This window comes from Aeromonas sp. S18(2024), assembly GCF_041402525.1.
Classification (GTDB): domain Bacteria; phylum Pseudomonadota; class Gammaproteobacteria; order Enterobacterales; family Aeromonadaceae; genus Aeromonas; species Aeromonas enteropelogenes.
This window is the reverse complement of the sequence record NZ_JBGLQV010000006.1, coordinates 17177-36079: the sequence shown is the minus strand read 5'-3', so window position 1 is coordinate 36079 and position 18903 is coordinate 17177. Positions and strand designations below refer to the sequence as shown.

Annotated in this window: 17 protein-coding genes; 4 read left to right on the top strand and 13 right to left on the bottom strand. The window is 59.2% G+C overall.

Going from position 1 to position 18903, the window contains the following annotated elements; translation table 11 throughout:
• The first annotated feature begins 60 nt into the window (after positions 1 to 60).
• Positions 61 to 1329, top strand: coding sequence for an O-acetylhomoserine aminocarboxypropyltransferase/cysteine synthase family protein (locus ACB034_RS11540; RefSeq protein ID WP_224210582.1), 1269 nt, complete (start codon positions 61 to 63; stop codon positions 1327 to 1329).
• A gap of 80 nt (positions 1330 to 1409) precedes the next feature.
• Here the strand turns inward: ACB034_RS11540 and ACB034_RS11535 are convergent, their stop codons facing one another.
• Both ACB034_RS11535 and ACB034_RS11530 read right to left on the bottom strand, forming a co-directional pair.
• Positions 1410 to 2312: a DMT family transporter gene (locus ACB034_RS11535; protein ID WP_223379478.1), complete on the bottom strand. Its 903-nt coding sequence runs from the start codon at positions 2310 to 2312 to the stop codon at positions 1410 to 1412.
• Positions 2313 to 2404: 92 nt separating this feature from the next.
• On the bottom strand, positions 2405 to 2824 hold the full coding sequence (locus tag ACB034_RS11530) for a DUF2214 family protein (RefSeq protein ID WP_026456877.1): 420 nt from the start codon (positions 2822 to 2824) through the stop codon (positions 2405 to 2407).
• Between the two features lie 83 nt (positions 2825 to 2907).
• On the opposite strand from ACB034_RS11530, the gene ACB034_RS11525 reads away from it, so the two are divergent.
• The gene (locus tag ACB034_RS11525; protein WP_342014043.1) at positions 2908 to 4509 is read left to right on the top strand and encodes a diguanylate cyclase; all 1602 of its coding nucleotides are present in this window, start codon (positions 2908 to 2910) and stop codon (positions 4507 to 4509) included.
• Between the two features lie 119 nt (positions 4510 to 4628).
• Here the strand turns inward: ACB034_RS11525 and ACB034_RS11520 are convergent, their stop codons facing one another.
• The 6 genes from ACB034_RS11520 to ACB034_RS11495 form a co-directional block, all read right to left on the bottom strand.
• The gene (locus ACB034_RS11520) at positions 4629 to 5282 is read right to left on the bottom strand and encodes an HAD family hydrolase (protein WP_371172879.1); all 654 of its coding nucleotides are present in this window, start codon (positions 5280 to 5282) and stop codon (positions 4629 to 4631) included.
• Positions 5283 to 5347: 65 nt separating this feature from the next.
• A complete protein-coding gene (locus ACB034_RS11515; RefSeq protein WP_371172878.1) occupies positions 5348 to 6355 on the bottom strand; it encodes an ABC transporter ATP-binding protein in 1008 nt (335 codons plus the stop codon).
• Between the two features lie 6 nt (positions 6356 to 6361).
• A complete protein-coding gene (locus ACB034_RS11510; protein WP_371172877.1) occupies positions 6362 to 7138 on the bottom strand; it encodes an ABC transporter permease in 777 nt (258 codons plus the stop codon).
• Complete coding sequence (locus ACB034_RS11505; RefSeq protein ID WP_371172876.1) at positions 7131 to 8030, bottom strand: ABC transporter permease; 900 nt, start codon at positions 8028 to 8030, stop codon at positions 7131 to 7133. Before ACB034_RS11505 ends, ACB034_RS11510 begins: the two co-directional genes overlap by 8 nt.
• Positions 8030 to 8863, bottom strand: coding sequence for an alkaline phosphatase family protein (locus ACB034_RS11500; RefSeq protein WP_268009793.1), 834 nt, complete (start codon positions 8861 to 8863; stop codon positions 8030 to 8032). The genes ACB034_RS11505 and ACB034_RS11500 overlap by 1 nt, the downstream gene beginning before the upstream one ends.
• 10 nt (positions 8864 to 8873) lie before the next feature.
• Positions 8874 to 9920 carry an ABC transporter substrate-binding protein gene (locus ACB034_RS11495; protein ID WP_268010887.1) on the bottom strand — a complete coding sequence of 349 codons (1047 nt, stop codon included), beginning with the start codon at positions 9918 to 9920 and terminating at the stop codon, positions 8874 to 8876.
• Between the two features lie 212 nt (positions 9921 to 10132).
• Between ACB034_RS11495 and ACB034_RS11490 the strand changes: the two genes are divergently transcribed.
• Positions 10133 to 10936 (top strand): UTRA domain-containing protein, encoded by an 804-nt coding sequence (locus ACB034_RS11490; protein WP_139431587.1) that lies wholly within the window; start codon positions 10133 to 10135, stop codon positions 10934 to 10936.
• A gap of 70 nt (positions 10937 to 11006) precedes the next feature.
• Here the strand turns inward: ACB034_RS11490 and ACB034_RS11485 are convergent, their stop codons facing one another.
• From ACB034_RS11485 to ACB034_RS11470, 4 genes are all read right to left on the bottom strand, one after another.
• Complete coding sequence (locus ACB034_RS11485; protein ID WP_371172875.1) at positions 11007 to 11771, bottom strand: helix-turn-helix domain-containing protein; 765 nt, start codon at positions 11769 to 11771, stop codon at positions 11007 to 11009.
• Positions 11772 to 12251: 480 nt separating this feature from the next.
• Positions 12252 to 13622 (bottom strand): C4-dicarboxylate transporter DcuC, encoded by a 1371-nt coding sequence (gene dcuC / locus ACB034_RS11480; RefSeq protein ID WP_026457034.1) that lies wholly within the window; start codon positions 13620 to 13622, stop codon positions 12252 to 12254.
• A gap of 829 nt (positions 13623 to 14451) precedes the next feature.
• Complete coding sequence (locus tag ACB034_RS11475) at positions 14452 to 15450, bottom strand: diguanylate cyclase domain-containing protein (protein WP_371172964.1); 999 nt, start codon at positions 15448 to 15450, stop codon at positions 14452 to 14454.
• Positions 15451 to 15628: 178 nt separating this feature from the next.
• Positions 15629 to 16495, bottom strand: a complete 867-nt coding sequence (locus ACB034_RS11470; protein ID WP_371172874.1) for an AraC family transcriptional regulator — start codon at positions 16493 to 16495, stop codon at positions 15629 to 15631.
• A gap of 75 nt (positions 16496 to 16570) precedes the next feature.
• On the opposite strand from ACB034_RS11470, the gene ACB034_RS11465 reads away from it, so the two are divergent.
• A complete protein-coding gene (locus tag ACB034_RS11465) occupies positions 16571 to 16969 on the top strand; it encodes a VOC family protein (protein WP_371172873.1) in 399 nt (132 codons plus the stop codon).
• A gap of 364 nt (positions 16970 to 17333) precedes the next feature.
• Here ACB034_RS11465 and ACB034_RS11460 read toward each other — a convergent pair whose 3' ends face one another.
• Entirely contained in the window at positions 17334 to 18899 is a 1566-nt protein-coding gene (locus tag ACB034_RS11460) for a hypothetical protein (protein ID WP_371172872.1), read from the bottom strand.
• Positions 18900 to 18903: the final 4 nt, after the last annotated feature.

Sequence of the window (18903 nt, the reverse complement as noted above, 5' to 3'; positions counted from 1 at the left end):
GGGACTGATAGATTGGACGTCTATCCATCCATAATGGTGACATCCAACAAGGAGTGTGTGATGAAAGATGCGACCCTGGCCCTGCACCACGGCTTTGCCAACGACCCCACCACCAAGGCGGTGGCCGTGCCCATCTACCAGACGGTGGCCTACGAATTCGAGAGCGCCCAGCACGGGGCGGATCTGTTCAACCTGGCGGTGCCGGGCAACATCTACACCCGCATCATGAATCCCACCAACGATGTGCTGGAACAGCGGATGGCTGCGCTGGAAGGGGGCATAGCCGCGCTGGTGGTTTCGGCCGGTTCCGCCGCCATCACCTACGCCATCCAGGCCCTGACCGCCGCCGGCGACAACATCGTCTCCACGCCCCAGCTCTATGGCGGTACCTACACCCTGTTTGCCCACATGCTACCGAGCTTCGGGGTCGAGGTGCGCTTCGCCAGGGATGACAGCGCCGAGGCCATCGCCGCCCTCATCGACGACAAAACCAAGGCGGTCTACTGCGAGAGCATCGGCAACCCGGCGGGCAACATAGTGGACATAGCAGAGCTGGCCAGGGTGGCCCACGCCCGCGGCGTGCCCCTCATCGTCGACAACACGGTCGCCACCCCTGTGCTGTGCAAACCCATCGAGCACGGTGCCGACATCGTCGTCCACAGCCTCACCAAATACGTCGGCGGTCACGGCAACTCGCTGGGCGGTGTGGTGGTCGACTCGGGCAAGTTCCCCTGGGCGGATCACGCCGACCGCTTCCCCCAGCTCACCCAACCCGAGCCCTCCTACCACGGGGTGGTCTACACCGAGGCCTTTGGCCCGGCGGCCTTCATCGGCCGGGTACGCACAGTGCCCCTGCGCAATACCGGCGCGGCGCTCGCCCCCATGAACGCCTTCCTGCTGCTGCAGGGGCTGGAGACCCTGAGCCTGCGCATGGAGCGCCACGTGGACAACGCCCTGCAGGTCGCCCACCACCTCAAGCATCACCCCAAGGTAGCCTGGGTCAGCTACGCCGGCCTGCCGGGTCACCCTCACTACCTGCTGGCGGAGAAGTACATGGCCGGCCGCCCCTCGGCCATCCTCTCGTTTGGCCTGAAAGAGGGCTACGAGGCGGGGGTACGCTTCTACGATGCGCTGAAGATCTTCAAGCGGCTGGTCAATATCGGCGACGCCAAGTCGCTGGCCTGTCACCCCGCCTCCACCACCCATCGTCAGCTGAGCGAAGAGGAACAGGCCAAGGCTGGGGTCAAGCCGGAGATGATCCGGCTGTCGGTGGGGATCGAGGCCATCGAGGACATACTGGCAGATCTGGATCAGGCGCTGGAGGCCTGATCGCCCCCCGTAGTCCCCTCAACCGACAGCAAAGAGAAGGCCCCGCCAAGCGGGGCCTTCGTCTCTCTGGCCGAGCCGTATCAGCGACTATCGGCCGGCACCTTGTCGCGGCGGGATTTCCACCACCAGCGCAGCCGGATCTGGGAGACCAGCATGCCCGCCAGCATCAGGGAACAACCGGCGACGGCGCGCTCGTCCAGGGTCTCGCCAAGCAGCAGCACGCCCCCCACGGCGGCGAACACAGTCTCCAGACTGAGGATGATGGCGGCGTGGGCCGGGTGGGCGCCACGCTGCCCCAGCACCTGCAAGGTGTACCCCACACCGACCGACACTACCCCTGCATAGAGCAGCGCCTGCCAACCGGCCAGTGCTCCACCCAGAGTCGGCGTCTCGATGACGAAGGCGGTGGCAAGACTGAGCAGGCCGCAGACCACGAACTGCACCCCGGCCAGCCGGATAGGGGCGACGCGTCTGGCGTAGTGATCCAGCACCAGCAGATGAATGGCCCAGAACAGGGCGCCGATCACCTGCAGCAGATCGCCAAAGCCGATGGTGAAGTCATCGGTCACGCTCAGCACATAGAGGCCGGCCACCGCGATCAGGGCCCCTACCCAGGTGTTGGCACCCGTCTTGTGATGGAGCAGCAGACCCAGCACGGGGACCAGTATGATGTAGAGCCCTGTGATGAAGCCCGCCTTGGCAGCCGTGGTATAGAGCAGTCCCACCTGTTGCAGGGAAGCGGCACAGAACAGCACCAGCCCGGCCAGCATGCCGCCCACCAGCAGTTGCTGGTGCGAACCCTGAGCAATGGTCGGCTGCCTGGCCTTGAGCCACCACAGCAGGGGTAACAGAGAGAAAGCGCCGAGCAGGAAACGCAGGCCATTGAAGGTATATGGCCCCATATGGTCCATCCCCAGGCGCTGGGCGACGAAGCCCATGCCCCAGATGGTGGCGGCCATCAGCAACATTAGATTGGAACGCATGACGATTCATCCTTAAATCGGCGTTTTACGGAATATCCTGTCCAAGATACCCGCCTCCCCCGTCCCTTGTCTGCAAGGAAAGCGGGTTTTATTCACAGGACCAGCAGGGCCACCAGCAACAGGTTGCTTCTGAGGATCCAGACCACCCGGAAGTGCTGCTGGGTGGAGATCATCGGCGCCTTGCCACTGCGCAGGGAGCGCCGCCAGCGATAGAAGAGGCGGCTGGGGTAGTCGAGGGTGGCGACGATCAGCAGAAACAGCGCCGCCTTGGCGAGATATTCGGGGTGGGCAAGAAGCTGTTCCATGGTGCGGGCCTGCGCCAGCACCAGCAGACAACCGGTAACGAAGAGGCTGAACAACGCCAGGGCGGCGATCCCGTCCACCAGCAGCAGCCGGCGCACACGCACCATGGTCAGACCCCGGCGAAAGATCAGGTATTCGATGGCCAGGGCCAGGATCAGGGTTCCGATGGCACCATCATGGATGACCGGGATCAGGGGGTGTGTCAGCATTGCAAGTTTCTCATTTTCCGCCTTTAGACGTGCGCTGCGCCATCATATATGCTGGAGTCACCCGAGACGAAAAGGATAGCGTCATGTCCCCAGCCAAGCCCAGGAGCACCTGGTCTTTGATTGCCCGAATGCGGCTTGGCCTGCTGCTGCTTTTCATTCCCGTCCTGTTGCTCGGCAGCATCTACTACCTGCATATGGAACGCACCCTGCGCCAGGAGCAGGAGAACAACCTGATGGCCCGCAACACCCAGTACCTGCATACCCTGATCGAACCCTATCTCGAAGAACTTGAACGCCAGTTTACGCTGATTTATCAGCAGGTAAATTATCAGGATTTCAGCGAGCCGCAGATCCACAACCGCGCACGCTACCTGCAGTCATGGCGTGCCTATCAGGCAGTAATGGAGCTGGATTACATCTATGTGGGCACGGAGCTGCGCCAGATGCTGATCTACCCGTCCTGGCAGGCGGATGACCAGTTCGATCCCAGAACCCGTCCCTGGTACCAGCTGGCCTCCCGCCATCCCGATCAGCTGGTCTGGACTGATCCCTACTACGACTACACCATGGGCACCCTGACCATGGCGCTGGCCAGAACCATCCAGGATCCGGCGGGCAAGCGGGTCGGCGTCCTCTCTCTCGATACCCAACTCACCCCCCTCGCCAACTGGCTAAACAAACGGGATCGGTTGGATCATCAGGAAGAGGGCTACCAGATCCTGCTCAACCAGGACGGCGTTGTGCTGGCGCACCCGGACCGCAACCTGGTGTTCAAACCCCTGCCCCAGATCGGCTGGCAGGTTCGCATGTCGGCCCCGCAGGGCTTCTTCCTCGATGAAACGAGCGACCTTATGGTGGCCTACCACCATATCCCCAGACTGAACTGGATCCTGCTCAGCGTGGCGCCGACCGCCCACATGCAACAGGTCACCAACAGCGTCTCCATCAACGTACAGCTGATGATCGGATTCGCCTTCGTGCTCTATCTGCTGCTGGCCCTGCTCTGGTCACGTTACTTTCGCCGCATGCTGGGGGAGATCACCCTGCTTATCCGTGCCAGCCGCATCGGCAATATCAGCCCCCAGAGCAACAGCAGGATGCTGGAGCTCGCCAACGTCTACGAGGAGATGGCAGCCGCCAGCCAGGACTTTGCCCAGATCCGCCGCCAGGCCAATCAGGACAAGCTGACCACCCTCTACAACCGGCGCTTCTTCGACGAATGCCTGCAGCAGCAGCTCGATGCCGGCAAGCAAATCGGACTGGTGATGTTCGATCTGGACGACTTCAAGCGGGTCAACGACACCTATGGCCACCAGACCGGTGATGTAGTGCTCCGGCGGGTCAGCAAGCTGGGCTTGAGCCTGTTCCATGAATGGGGCTGGTTCTGCCGCTATGGCGGCGAAGAGCTGGTGCTTATCTTCCGCCTCGATGAACACACTGACGTGTTTGCCTCCCTGCTGGAAGCCTTTCGCCACGGGGTGGAGCTGCTGGAGTGGCGAGAGCCCGAGCTGCGCATCACCCTCAGCGCCGGGGTGGCTATCAGCCACACCGGCGTATCGGCCAGGACCCTGGTCGAGCAGGCCGACAACGAGGTCTACCGCGCCAAGCGGGAGGGGAAAAACCGGGTCTGCTTTCCTCTGGCGTCAGCCGACCATTCCGCCCCCTCACCGACCGGCGACGGCTGATCCCCGCACTGGTTTTTCAGCACCTGGCTGCCAAGCACACCAGCCCACAGTGGCAGCCAAAACGTCCGCAAAAAACGAGAGGCCCGCAGGCCTCTCGTGTTGCATTCGGGGGGCCTGCGTCACCGCTGCCACGCCAGCGTCGGCCAGCCCAGCTCATCTGCCAGCTGGCGCAGGGCCGGCGCCGGGTTGACCGCATGGGGGTGGTCTACCGCCCGCAGCAGGGGCAGATCGTTGTGGGAGTCGCTGTAGCCGAAACTGCCCAGCCATGGGTTGTCCACCCCGGCAAACAGCTGGTTGATGCGGGCCACCTTGCCCTCGCGAAAACTGAGGGTGCCGCGGGTCTGGCCGGTCAGCATGCCGGCCTCTTCATCCAGCAGGATGGCCACGCAGTGATCCATCCCCAGCATCTGCGCCATGGGGGCCACCAGATGCTCACCGGAAGCGGAGATAAGCACCAGGGTATCGCCCCGCTTGCGGTGCCACTCGATGCGCGCCAGCCCCTCGGGATAGAGGCGCTCGCGCAGCACCTGTTCGGCGAAGTGATGGCACTGCTGCGCCAGCCACTGGCGCGACTTGCCCGCCAGCGGCCGCAGGGTGAAGGCCATGTACTGGTGCATGTCCATCTTGCCCTGGTGGTAGAGGGACATCATGGCCTGCTCCTCGGCGATCATCTCTGCCGGGGCCAGCCCCTCTGCCACCATGTACTCCAGCCAGAGGCTGGCGGAGTCCCCCGCGATCAGGGTCTCGTCCAGATCAAACAGTGCCAGTGCCATGGCTGCTCCTTGCGTTGGCGACCGGCCTCTTCACTCCGGTCGAAAAAAGAATGGGATCCATGGCCTTATGCTACCTCACAGAGCTGATCCCGGGCCACCGCCAGGGTCACGGCGCTGCCCACCGGCAGCAGATCCCGGGCCGAGCGGTTGAGGGTATCCACCGTCAGCAAGCCCGCCTCGCACTCCACCTGATAGCGGATGACGTTGCCGAGCAGCTGCTGCTGGCGAATGATGCCGGGCAGGTGGGGCTCCGGGCTCTGCACCCCGCTCGGCAGCAGGGTGATGGACTCCGGCCTCAGGGCCAGCTTGCTGCCAAAGCGTGGCCCGAACAGGGACTTGGCCTGCCCCGGGGTCAGCAGGTTGTAGTGGCCGATAAAGCTCGCCACGAACTCGCTGGCGGGCCGAGTGTAGATCTCCTCCGGGCTGCCGCTCTGGACGATGGATCCCTTGTTCATCAGGAACACCCGATCCGACATGGTCAGCGCCTCCTCTTGGTCATGGGTCACGAAGATGGTGGTGAGCTCGAGGCGCTGCTGGATCTCGCGGATCTGCTGGCGCAGGCTGCGGCGGATGCGGGCATCCAGCGCCGAGAGCGGCTCGTCCAGCAGCAGGATCCGCGGCTGCACCACCAGGGCCCGGGCGAGCGCCACCCGCTGACGTTGGCCACCGGAGAGCTCGGCCGGATAACGGAGCTCGAACCCGGCCAGCTCCACCAGTTCCAAAGCATCCTGCACGCTGGCCGCCAGATCCCGCCCCGGCTGGGGCTTCATCTTGAGGCCGAAGGCGACGTTGTCCCACACCGTCATATTGGGGAAGAGCGCGTAGCTCTGGAACACCATGCCGATGCCCCGCTTCTGGGGCTCCTGCCAGGTGATGTCCTCTCCGGCCACCCGCACCTGACCGCCGTCGACCGGGGTAAGCCCGGCCAGCGCCCGCAGCAGGGTGGACTTGCCGCAGCCGGAGGGGCCGAGCAGGGTCACCAGCTCTCCCTTGCGGATGCCAAATTCAATCCCCTCGAACACTCTGGTGTCGCCGTAGGATTTATGCAGTTGATTCACTTCTAGATGGAACATCTTGATTCACCGATGAAATCTGTTCGCCGCCCAGGTGAGCAGCAGGGTCAGCAGGAAGTAGCTCATCACCAGGGCGCTGGTGAAGTGGCCCGAGGTGGCGCGCATGTTGTAGAGGTATACCTGCAGGGTCTCGTAACGGGTGCCCACCAGCATGTTGGCGAACACGAACTCACCGAGCAGGAAGGATAGCGACAAAAACAGCGCCGCCAGCAGCCCCTTGCGCAGGCAGGGGATCACCACCAGCAGGAAGGCGCGGCCGCTGCTCGCCCCCAGCAGGTGGGCGGCATCCATCAGATCCTTGAGCGGCACCCCCTGCAGGCTGTTGGCCAGCGCCCGGTACATGAAGGGGAGCACCACGGTGAACCAGGTGCCGATCAGGATCCACGGCGTGCCTATGATGGGCAGGACGCCGTCGGCGTAGATCTGCAGCAGCCCCACCGACGACACCACCGGCGGCACCGCGAAGGGGAGCAGGATCAGCAGGTTCATCCAGGGGTCCAGCTTTGGGAAGTAGTAGGCCACCACCAGCACGGTCGGCACCAGCACCAAGGTCCCCAGCAGTAGGGTGGCGAAGCAGACCAGCAGGCTGCGGCCAAAGGCGGCCAGAAAGCGCGGATCGCCCCAGAGTTTGAGATACCAGTCGAGGGTGAAGCCGTCCGGCAGCAGGGTCGCTCCCCAGCGGGTAGAGATGGAGTAGATGAAGGTGGCCAGCAGCGGCAACAGCAGGGTGGCCACCAGAGCCCCCAGCACCCAGCGCGGCCAGCCCGGTTTCAAATCATGCATGGGATTGCCCCTTGTTCACGTAGCTCTTTTTCAGCAGCCACTGGTTGGCGGCCGTCACCACCCCCAGCAGCACCATCAGGATCACCGCCAGCGCAGCCGCCAGATTGGGCTCGAGGAAGATGTCGCCGGAGACCAGGCTGGCCACCCGTATGGTCACCAGGTTGAAGTTGCCGGTGGTGAGGGCGTAGGCGGAGGCATAGGCCCCCACCGCGTTGGCAAACAGGATGATCAGGGTACCGAGCAAGGCGGGGGTGAGCACCGGCAGCGCCACGTGCCAGACATATTGGCTCTTGCTCGCCCCCAGCAGGGCGGCGGCTTGCGGCCACTCATCCTGCAAGGCGTCGAAGGCCGGGTAGAGCAGCAGCAGGGCGAGCGGGATCTGGAAGTAGGTGTAGATGAGGATGAGGCCGCTGCCGGAGTAGAGGTTGAAGCCGTCGATGAGGCCCCAGGATTTCAACAGCAGGGTCACGGCGCCATTGATGCCGAGAATGATGATGAAGGCGAAGGCCAGCGGCACCCCGCTGAAGTTGCCGGTCATGGTGACAAAGGCCAGCAGCAGCCGTTTTACCCGCTCACCGCTGTGGCGCAGCGCCGCCGCCCCGAGCGTGCCGATGACAAGCCCCGCCAGGCTGGCGATGCCGGCGATGCGCAAGGAGTTGCCGAACGATTGCAGGTAGAAGGGGGAGCTCAAAATCTCCCGGTAGTAGTCGAGGCCCCAGCCATCCGGGGTCTGAAAACTGCCCACCAGCACCCACGCCATGGGGGCGAGCTGGAACAGGATCATCAGGAGAACGAACGGCAGCAGCACCAGGGCGGGCAACCAGTGGCGACGCAGCCGGCGCCGGGTGATGGCGGGTTGATCCGCCAGGATCTCGGTAGTTGCGGGCATCATCAGTGTACCTCCGGCAGGTTGCCGGCCTTGAGCAGCGGCGGGCAGCCCGGCTTGTCGTGGGAAACTCCCAGCAGGTCGGCCATCAGGGCGCAGAGCTGGGTCTGCTGCATGGCGGGACCGGCCGGCCACTGGGCCACAAACGCATCGCCAAACAGCCAGAGCGGTACCCGGCGCTCTTCGGTCAGGGTGCCTCCGTGGCTCAAGTCGTTGTTCATGCCGTGATCCGAGGTGATCACCACCTGATATCCCTCCGCCAGCCACTGGGGCAGCAGGTCGGCCAAGAGGCTGTCCATCCGGCGCGCCTGATTGCGGTACTGACGGGAGTCGAGGCCGAACCTGTGGCCCGCATCGTCCACCCCCATCGGATGGATCAAGAGAAAGTCGGGGTCGTACTGGCTGCGCAGCCACTCGCCATCCATCAGCAGGTGGCTGTCGGGGTAGCCGTCCTCCCAGTAGAAACAGCCGTGCTGGATGGGCAGTCGCTCGTCATGGGTGAAGCGATCGCGGGCCGCTTGCCAGGGGCTCTGGTTGTAGAGCTCGCTTATCCAGTGGTAGGCCGCCGCCGCGGTGCGTCTGCCGCCCGCGCGGGCCAGATGGAAGATGGACTCCTGCCGACTGAGACGGCTCACCCCGTTGTGGGTGATGCCGCTCTCCACCGGCGTCGTTCCGGTCAGGATGCACTCGTAGAGGGGCCGGGAGAGGGAGGGCAGGGCGCAGCTCAGGGTGGCCTGCAACCCCTGTCCCGCCTCCACCATGCCCGCGAGGTAGCCCATGCAATGGGCTACCTCGGCAGAGAGGCCATCCACAAGTACCACTATCACCTTGTGTTGCACTGGCCGCTCCTTACTGCATGTTGATCATGACGGTTTCCTGCCACTGGCGCGGCAGTGCCTTGGAGCTCTGCTCCCAGGCGGCGTGATCCTGGACCGGTTTGGCATTGGCGTACTGCTCGGCCGGCAGCAGCTTGGCCTTGACGTCATCCGGCAGAGTCACGTTGCTGCGGATGGGACGGGCGTAGCCGCGCGCCAGGTTGATCTGGCCGGCGTCGGAGAGGATGTATTCCCGCGCCAGCTTGGCGGCGTTGGGGTTCTTGGCCCACTTGTTGATGATGGTGGTGTAGCCGGCGATGACGGAACCGTCGCTCGGGATCACCACATCAAATTTCTTGGGGTCGATCTGGTCGCGGTAGTTGAGGGCGTTGAAGTCCCACAGCACCCCCACTTCCACTTCGCCCTTCTCGATGTTGGCGATGGTGGGGTCGTTCAGCGACAGACGGCCCTGCTGGGCCAGCTTGCCGAACAGCTCCAGCGCAGGCTTGAGGTTCTTCTCGCTGCCGCCGGTGGCATAGGCCGCCGCCAGCACGCCGTTGTTGGCCTGGGAGGCGACACCCACGTCACCCAGGGTCACCTTGTAGTTGCCGCCCAGCAGGGATTGCCAGCTGGTGGGGGCAGCCTTGACCAGATCCTTGTTGATCAGGAAGGCGATGGTGCCGGTATAGGCCAGCATCCAGTGACCATCCGCATCCTTGGCCCAGTTCGGAATGTCGGCCCAGGTGGAGGGCTTGTAGGGCTGGGTGACTCCCTGCTTGACCGCGACCGGGCCGAAGGCGCCGCCCACGTCGCCGATGTCGGCGGTGGCGTTGCCCTTCTCGGCGGCAAACTTGGCGATCTCCTGGGCCGAGCTCATGTCGGTGTCCTGATGCTTGATGCCGTAGATGCTGCCGAGCTGCTGCCAGGTATCCTTCCAGTTGGCCCAGCTGTCCGGCATGCCGACGCTGCTGAGCTGGCCTTCACCGCGGGCGGCCTTTTCGAGATCCGCGATGTTCTCGGCGGCAAACAGTGGCTGACTGATGGCCACCATGGCCAGTGCACTTGCGATCACGCTTTTCATCATTCCATCCCTCTGGACTAGGTCAGTTAAGGTTCGAGAGGGATGCTAGAGGGGAAATATGACGGTGGCGGGGCGCTTTGATGGCAGTTTGATGACAATCGCCCTGTCATGGCGCTGTCATCCTGCACGGTTACAACTCTCAATCCGAGTGAGGCTGGACTACTCCAGCGAGGGGTGAACCAGCCACGGCAGCCAGGATGATAGACAGGAAGATGAGCGTGATCGAACCGAGATTGAGCGAGCGGGCAGTGGCCGATGGCCGCGCCTCCAAGTGTGAACAGATTTGCCAGACCCTGCGCCGCTATATCGGCAGCGGCCAGCTGGGTGCGGGACAGCAGCTGCCCGCCGAGCGGGCCCTGAGCGAGCGATTCGCTACCACCCGCATCACCATCAAGGAGGCGCTTTCCAGCCTCGAGGCGGACGGCCTCATCTACCGGGCCGAGCGGCGCGGCTGGTTCGTGGCGCCCCCCAGGCTCACCTACGACCCCGCCATCCATACCCACTTTCACCAGTGGATCGGCGAGCAGCAGCGCACCGCCGAGACCCGGGTGCTGGCCCACGGTGGCGAGCTGGCCAGCAGCGAGCTCTGCCGCTGGATGGGGCTGGAGCCTTTCACCCCGCTCTATGAAATCCGCCGCCTGCGTCTCATCGACGGCCGCCCCGTGCTGCACGTCAGCCACCATCTGCTGGCCAGCCGCTTTCCCGACATCGCCAGCGCGCCGCTGGCCAGCTCCCTCACCGAGCTCTATCGGGAACGCTATGGCATAGGCCAGGGCGGGGCGAGTCTCGAGATCACCCCCTCGGCGGCGCGCGGCGCCATTGCCCGCGCCCTCAATCTGGCGGAGGGGAGCGCCGTGCTGCGGCTGGTGCGGGTCAACTACGACGAGCGGGGAGCGCTGGTGGACTGCGATATCGAACACTGGCGACCGGATGCGATCCGCATCTGTCTCGATACGCGAGTATTGCAGCCCCTCGCAGGCAAGCTGCAGCAAACCCGGCTCGTGGATCAGGGGTGATCCGGCGTGTCCTGGCGGGCCATGCTTTTGCGGAAAGGAGGGGGAGCGGATCCCGCGGGATCCGCCGGGATCAGTTGTCGATATTGGGGATCAGATCGTCGAAGCTCTGGTAGCCGCAGTCGGCCAGCTGCAGCGACATGGTGTAGGTCTTGCTGCCCTCCCGCTGGCCGATGGCGGGGCGGTTGAGCTTGAGCTCCTGATGCCAGTACTCCTTCATCCGCTCGATCAGCGTCATTGCCTCGCTCTCGTCCAGATGGAGCTGGCACAGCGCCATGTAGTTGTTGGGTCTGTGCATGTTATCCACCAGATAGTCCCCCAGCACCGACATCGCCTGGCGCGCCTGCTGGCGGGCGAAGCGGCTGTGCTGCTCGAAGCTGATCCGCTCGCTGATGAGGAAGTGGTAACTGTTGTCGATGCCAAGCTGCAGGATGCCGAGCTTCTCCAGCTTGCGCAGGTAGAGGTAGCAGGAGGCATCGGTCAGGCCATACTCCCGCTTGAGATCGATCAGGGTCTTGTCACGCCAGAAGATATTGGCGAGAAAAGCGTAGAGGCCGGGCTCATTGTGAAACGCCTCGTCCTGCTCCTGGGTGAAGACGGCGCGCCGACTCTGGGCATCCTGAGTGCGATCCAGCAGCTCTTCGAATGACAATCCCACCAGATGGCAGATCTCCAGCAGTGTGTCGAATGGCAGGGAGGGCTTGTTCATCATCCGTTTGACGGTGGCGATGGAAACCCCCATGGCCTCTGCCAGGGTCTGATAGCGGATCCCTTTATCGGTCAGGCTCTTTTTCAGGGTATCGAGGATCTGGTTGGCCAGGGTCTGGCTGTAGGTCATGCCACTCTTCCTTGTTGTTGCAGCTTGCTTGCATGGTTATGCCGAGTCAGCTTATGAGCCACATTAAGGCATAAGGCTCAAATATTGACACCGAAAAATTGTCATCGAGAAAAAATGCCTCTGCGAAGGGCGAAGGCCAGACCAGTTACGGAAGCAAGTATCAAAAATTGATACTTGGCAGCGCATATCTTTCAACTCGTAAACATTTTACTAGTGCTGCATATAACAAGGCGCATAATCAAAACGTATCGAATTCAAGACCTTCCTGGTTGAGAAATCGATTGTTTGCTTCCAAATTTTTTTGATTTTAAACCGCAAGGTTTTTTCTCTTTCCTGGCATTGAGCGGCGCTTGCAAGAGCCCCGCTCTTTTCTTTTGCCCGCATCCGGCGAAAAAGGCAATCCCTCCCCCACTAACCAAGCAGATTTGGTGCATAAAAAAGCGCCTGCCAATGACAAGCGCTGCCTCCTTGTTGTACCGATCAGATATAACGAATCGCGGTCAGCACCATCACCACCGCCATGCTCGCCATCATGGGCACGAAGGTACGTTTCACCACATCCACCGGGCTCAGATTGGCAATGCCGGCTACCGTGATGATCACCCCGGCCACCGGAGAGATGGTGCGGCCAATCCCTGCGGCAAACAGGATGGGAACCAGCAGCAGCAAGGGGTTGATGTCGAACTGGCCCGACACCAGCGGCACTATGGGAATAAAGGCCATCACGGGCGCATTGCCGGAGCCTGTGATAAAGGCGGTCAGCAGGATGAAGAGCGAGAAGACCAGCGACAACCCGATAGGGTTGAGATCGAACGACTTGGCCAAATCAATCAGCTGGGTGATGGCGCCAATATTGGTGAGACCGGCTGAGAAAAACTCGGCTGCCAGCATCAGGGTCAGCACGCTGCCGAAGATCATGCCGGTACCGGTCAGCCAGGCTTCAAAGTTGGCAAACGCCTTGTTGATGGAACGGTAGCGCAGCGCCTCGATAATGATGCAGAGGGTCATGGTCGACATCATGGCCACCGGAATGGTCATCTTGATGGCGCTGACAAACAGCTCGGAGAAGCCGAACAGAAAGACAAAGGGGATCACCGGCAGCAGGGCGTAATAACCCGGGGTGTCATGGTGTTTCTCCTCCAACTCGTGCAAATACTTGCCTCGCTCGGCGGCGGTGTCATAACCCTCTTTGCGGTCGCAATATCGCTGCCATGCGATGTTGACGAAGGGAATACATACCAGCAGGGCGATCTGGAACAGCAGCTGATGATTCACCACAAACGGCATCACCTCGATATTGATCGCCTTGGCTCCGATCACCGCATTGATCTGACCGGGGCCAAACTCCCAGGCGGTGGGGATCACGATAGTGGCCACCGCCGTCTTGGCACTGATCCCGGCATTACGCAACAAGGGATAGAGGGTGCCCATCAACAGCAGGGAGAGCGAGGTCGCCCCTGTGATAAAGACATAGAGGATGGAAACCAGCAGCAGGATGATCCCCAGCAGGACATAGGGGTTCTCCAGCGCCATGATTGGGCGGGAAGTGGCCTTGACCAGGGCCGCCGAGGCGCCGATCTGGTTGAGGTAGGTCGCCACCCCAGCAATCGCCACCAGAGTCAAACCGGTAGAGGCAAGACGGGAATTGGTCACCATGGCGAACTTCTCCCACAGATCGAAGAACCAGAAGCCCTGACTCTCTTCGGCAGGCAGAATGGGAGTGATCCCCATCCATTGGGCATAAGCCAGCAGCACCAGACCCGCCGTCAGCAAGGTCGCCTGTGGATTGAACCGCTTGAGCATGGCGTAGGCCACCAGCCCCACCACCACCAGAATCAATATTGTCGACATTTCTCCCCCTGTTGCGGCACGGATCAGGCCTGGCCACATCTGATTGCTGTTGCTGAAAATAGCCATTTTGGCGGGGGCAACGATAGCCTGAAAATATAATAAGGGATTGTGATTACTCTCCCAATAACCAATATTGAGTCAACTGTCAGACATCAAAGATATATCGTCTTTACAATAATATGCCCCGTAGTTCGGGGATAACCGCACTTATCAGGATATAGCCCTATACAACGGGTACAGCCTGAATTCAGGCATACTGTCCCGATCATCGAACCTTCAGTTCCCTCCTTGAGCGGGATGCACACACCCGGTCAAAAAGGCCGTTATAACAAAAATTAGCAACACTTTATGCTGGTTATAAGATTTAAATGCAGGCATAAACTTCATCGCACCACAAGCGGTCCAGCTGGCACTCCAGGGTTAATCAGGGTAAAAAGAATCTACTTACGCCACGATTGATAAACAATCGGCCAACAAACGATGAGTAACCTGCTGCCGCGAAAACAGGCCATAAAATAGCAAGTCAGTTCAAGCAAAGAGTCCGTTTAATATATAATTCGCAGTGAAAGAATATATTATTGAGCCTTAACACCAACACTTATTAATTTATCATCATGACAATACTCGCTATCGCTTAAAATATATGAGTAACAGCGACTCATTATTATCAACCATCCATACGACAAGCTCTCTCCTCATAGAGAGTCAACAAGATATCCATGACGGTTATCCAGGAGAGCTGCGCAACCTACACCAGGTCGAACCACACACCATGACAAAGGGCCGGAGGCATCGCCATCCGGCCCTTTGTCATATGCAATTAACCCCTTCAACAGACCCGGTTCTTGCCCCGCTGCTTGGCTTGATAGAGGGAGCGATCGGCCCGCACCATCAGGCTTTCCGGCGGCTCGCCCTGCTGGTACTCCGCCAGTCCGAAGCTGATGGAGATGGACATATGAGGACAGATGGAGGCTACCGCCATCAAGGCCTGCAGCTTGTTCGCCACCTTCCTGGCATCCTCCAGGCCCGTGTTGGGCAGCACCACCATAAACTCATCACCCCCCCAGCGGGCCAGCAGATCGATCTCGCGGATATGGTTGCGCACCAGCGCCACTATGTTGATCAGGGTCTGATCCCCGGCGGCGTGGCCATGGCTGTCGTTGATCCGCTTGAAGTCATCCACATCCATGGCGATCACGGTAAACACCTGATGGAAACGGCGGGCCCGCTCGCACTCCAGTTGCAACACCCGCTCCAGCCGGTAGCGGCTGGCGGCGCCGGTCAGGGAGTCGGTCTCGGCCAGCTGGCGATTCTCATCCACCTTCTGCAGCAAGGCCGCGTTGAGCTGCTCCAGCTCGGCGGTGCGCTCGGCCACCAGCTGTTCCAGCGACTGGTTGCGCCGCTCCAGCTGATCCAGCAGCAGCTTCTGGGTATTGATATCGCGATGAGCGCCTATCATCCTGGCCACGGAACCATCCTCGTTGCGAGCGATGATCCGGCCGTAGTCCTCGATCCAGACGAAGGATCCATCCTGGCAACGGCAGCGGTACTCGACCCTGTATTCGGGAGAGGTGCTGTTCAGGCAGGCATCGAAGTGGGCCATCACCCGCTCCATGTCATCGGGGTGGATCACCGTCTCCCAGGTGAAGACGTTGTTGCCCAGCGAATGGGGCTCGTAGCCCAGCATCCGGTACCAGCCGGGGTTGCGATAGACGAACCCGCTATTGGCGTTCCAGTCCCAGATCCCGTCGCTGATCACTTCGAGGATGCCGTGAACCACCGCCTCGCTGACATCCGATATCCGGATCGTCGTGCTCTCCTGCACCATAGTTATCATCCTAATTTCTGCCCCATGACCCTACGGGGAACAAGTCTATTCAACCCATCGAATTATCTTGGCACAGGATCCGGGATCTCTCCGCTTTCTGGCTCACCCGGCAGATCGGCCACCACAAGCAGATCCCTCTGGCCAAGCGTCATCATAAGTGTGGCGAAGGGTTTCACTCTTATCCTTTTTTGAAGGCGGGATGATGCCGGTTGCGATAGTGGCTGGGGGCCAGGCCAAACTGGCGCTTGAAGGCGGTGGAGAAGTGGTACTCGTTCTTGAAGCCGCACTGCTGGGCCAGCCGCTTCATGGGATCGGCGCTGCTGGCCAGCAACAGGGCGGCCCGCTGCAACCGTAACCGTTGCAACAGCCCCATGGGGGCCAGCGCGAAGTGCTGCTGGCATAGGCGGTAAAGCTGGCGCTCGGAGAGATGCAGAGTGCCGGCCATGCGCGCTACATCCCAGCACTCGGCCAGCGCATCCTTGAGCATCAGCTCGAGGCGCAGCGCCAGCCGCTCGCCGCGGCTCTGCCCCTCCCCTTTTTGCAGCAGGCGGCGCAAGTAAAAGCCGAGTTGCTCCACCAAGAGGGCACAGAGCAGCGGATCCTGATGGCGTTCCTGCTCCGCATAGAGGTTCTCGACGGTGCGCAGCAAAGTCGCCTGCTGGGAAGTACAGCCGAGCCGGGGGCGGCTGGCAAAGGCATCCCAAGGGGAGTCCTTGTGCAGCAACAGCCACACCAGATCCCACTCGCCCGCCTCACCCAAGTGATAGCAAAGTGGTTGGCCCGCCGGGATCAGGACCCACTCGCCGACCGGAAGTCGCTCGAGGCGATCGCCCACCAGTACCTCCCCCTCGCCCCCCAAGGTCAGCAAAAAGCAGTGCATATCGGCAAAGCGGCGCGCGATGCGGTAGCGGGTCTTGAGGCGGGAATAGCCTGCCAGCCACACCTGCTCCTGCGCGAGGGCCGGCAGCAGGCTGTCACAGCAGCTCTGCTCGCGGCAGTCGGGGGAGACATCGATAAGCTCGGTGTTGGCAGTTTCAGACATCATCAGGACGGCATCAGCCATGTCGGCAAGGATGGCGCGAGCATAGCATGGAGCCATCAACCCAAGGAGTGACACATCATGCACATTCATCACGTCGCCATCTGGGCACAGGATCTGGAGGCCCTCAAAACCTTCTATTGCAAGCTATTTGGCGGTCAGGCGAATGAGCGCTACCACAACCCGAGCAAGCAGTTTTCCTCCTACTTTGTCCGTTTCGAAGACGGCGCCAGCCTGGAGCTGATGCACACCCCCATCCTGTTTCCGGCGGATCTGCGCCTGCCGCACCCGCTGCAGGGGCTGGCTCACCTCGCCTTCTCCCTCGGCAGTGTGGAGGCGGTGGACAAGATGACCGCCCGCCTCAAGCTGCTCAAGGGCGCCGAGGTCAAACACCTGGACGGCCCCCGCTGGACCGGTGACGGCTATTACGAGAGCACCTTCCTCGACCCGGAAGGCAACCGGCTGGAGTTGACCATCTAATCCCTGATAACTCCCCTCACCCAGCCCTCTCCCAAAGGGAGAGGGGATAAAGCAGCATCGAGGGATGATCACCAGCCATGTCGACTCGGTTGACGGCAAAATAGTCAGCCATGCAGGTTCGATTAGCGAAGCGTAATCGGACGGCGGTGACGGTGTTGCTCCCTTCTCCCGCTTGTTTATAAAAAAGGAGAAGGGGCCGGAAAAAAGAGATTTCTCGGTAAACGTTGGGCTTCGCAGGCTCAGCACCAACCTACAAGTTGCGTAGGTTGTGGCTGAGCCTGCGAAGCCCAACATACGAGATAAAGTAGCGTAAAAAAAGACACCGGTTTGAAGCCGGTGTCAGGTGATAACTAGATCTGAACATTTATGCTGCCTGCTCAGGGCGTGAATCTTTAGATGCTGTATTCTTAGCATCTTCTTTTTCAACAACATCTACATCAGAGTTAAGAACTGCATTTATTTTATCTGATTTATCTGCAACAATCTGATTTGCTTGGTCATCTAGTTTTTTAGCGATGGCAGAGAACCCTGGTATTTTAGACAGTTTCGTCACAGCATCGGCAAGCTGTGCACTTTTATCAAGTGCATCCATAAGTGGATGGTCCGACTTATCATAATTTGAAATCAATTTACCTGGATTTTCTGTATTTACAGATACAATATTAAAGAGCAGCTTAATCCTGAGTTCCTCAGATATTTCCTGATCTTTTAGCTCATCAATCTGGTGAGATAATCCTTCAAATGTCTTACTTACCACACCCTTATGCGTATACTCTTCAATAAGTCTCTTAGATAATTTGTAACTTTTGTTGGTAGTATATGCCAGCCACAACACTGGGATATATAATGGTAACATTGCGCTTAGCAAATACGGGGTATCTTTAATTATAACAATTAGATCATCACCACTGCCAAATAATCTATACGCATTTACGGCAAACGGAAGAAGAGATATTAAGAAAAGATATAATATTGACCTATTAAATGATGCCTCATGTTTTTTCTGTTCTACAATTTCTGTTTCTATTTTATCGTTATATGCTGACGCAAGCCCGGCAGTCATCGCTTGAGGCAATAACTTGTTGATTTTATGTAAAGTGTCATTGTAGGAATCATTGCAGTAAGAGACGTACTCTTCGTACTTTAACTCTGCATCAGATTTTAATTTATTTAAAATATCATTTGTTTTAGATTTATGTTCTTCAATATCTACGGATAATTTAGATAGCTCGGAACGTAACTCTTTATATGATTTATTTAATTTATCGCGGAGGCCCTCAACTCTTGTCGTTGTTTCACTACTTTCATCCGCACTTTCATATCCAAATATTTCATCATGAACATTATCAATCTCTCTTTTCAACGCGGCGGCTTGTGATAATAATGTTTTTATTTTGCCATGATTTGAATCGCACTCTTCTTTATAGTCATGAATCGAATTAACAGTTTCAACAAGTGCATCATGCTCTTGACTTATTACCTTTATTTTTCCAATAGTCTCTGTTGATTCGTCATAAGCTGTAATCAAATCTTCATACTTAGTATCAGCATTAGCTTGTAATGATTGAAGTCTTGCATAGATACGATCTGAAGAACCATCAATCTCACTGATACGTTCATATGCGGATTCTGAATCTGATTTTAAATTATCAATAATGCTCTTAGCCTGTTCCGCATCATCCTTTGCCTTTTGGGCTTTGTTTCTATACTCAGAAGTTTTTCTAGATGATTGTGTCGCGTCCTTTAAGCTTTCAGGAACACTCATCGCTAAATTTTTCAAGTCTTCAGAATTCGCCTTCCCATTTAACTCTTGAGTTAGCTCGGACAGCCTTTTCCAAATGTATTCCTTTTCTTTATTAAATTCTGTCTTATCTATTTTTTCCATATCTTCACCTTGAATACCCATAAATGAAAGAAAATTATTTTTCATAAAT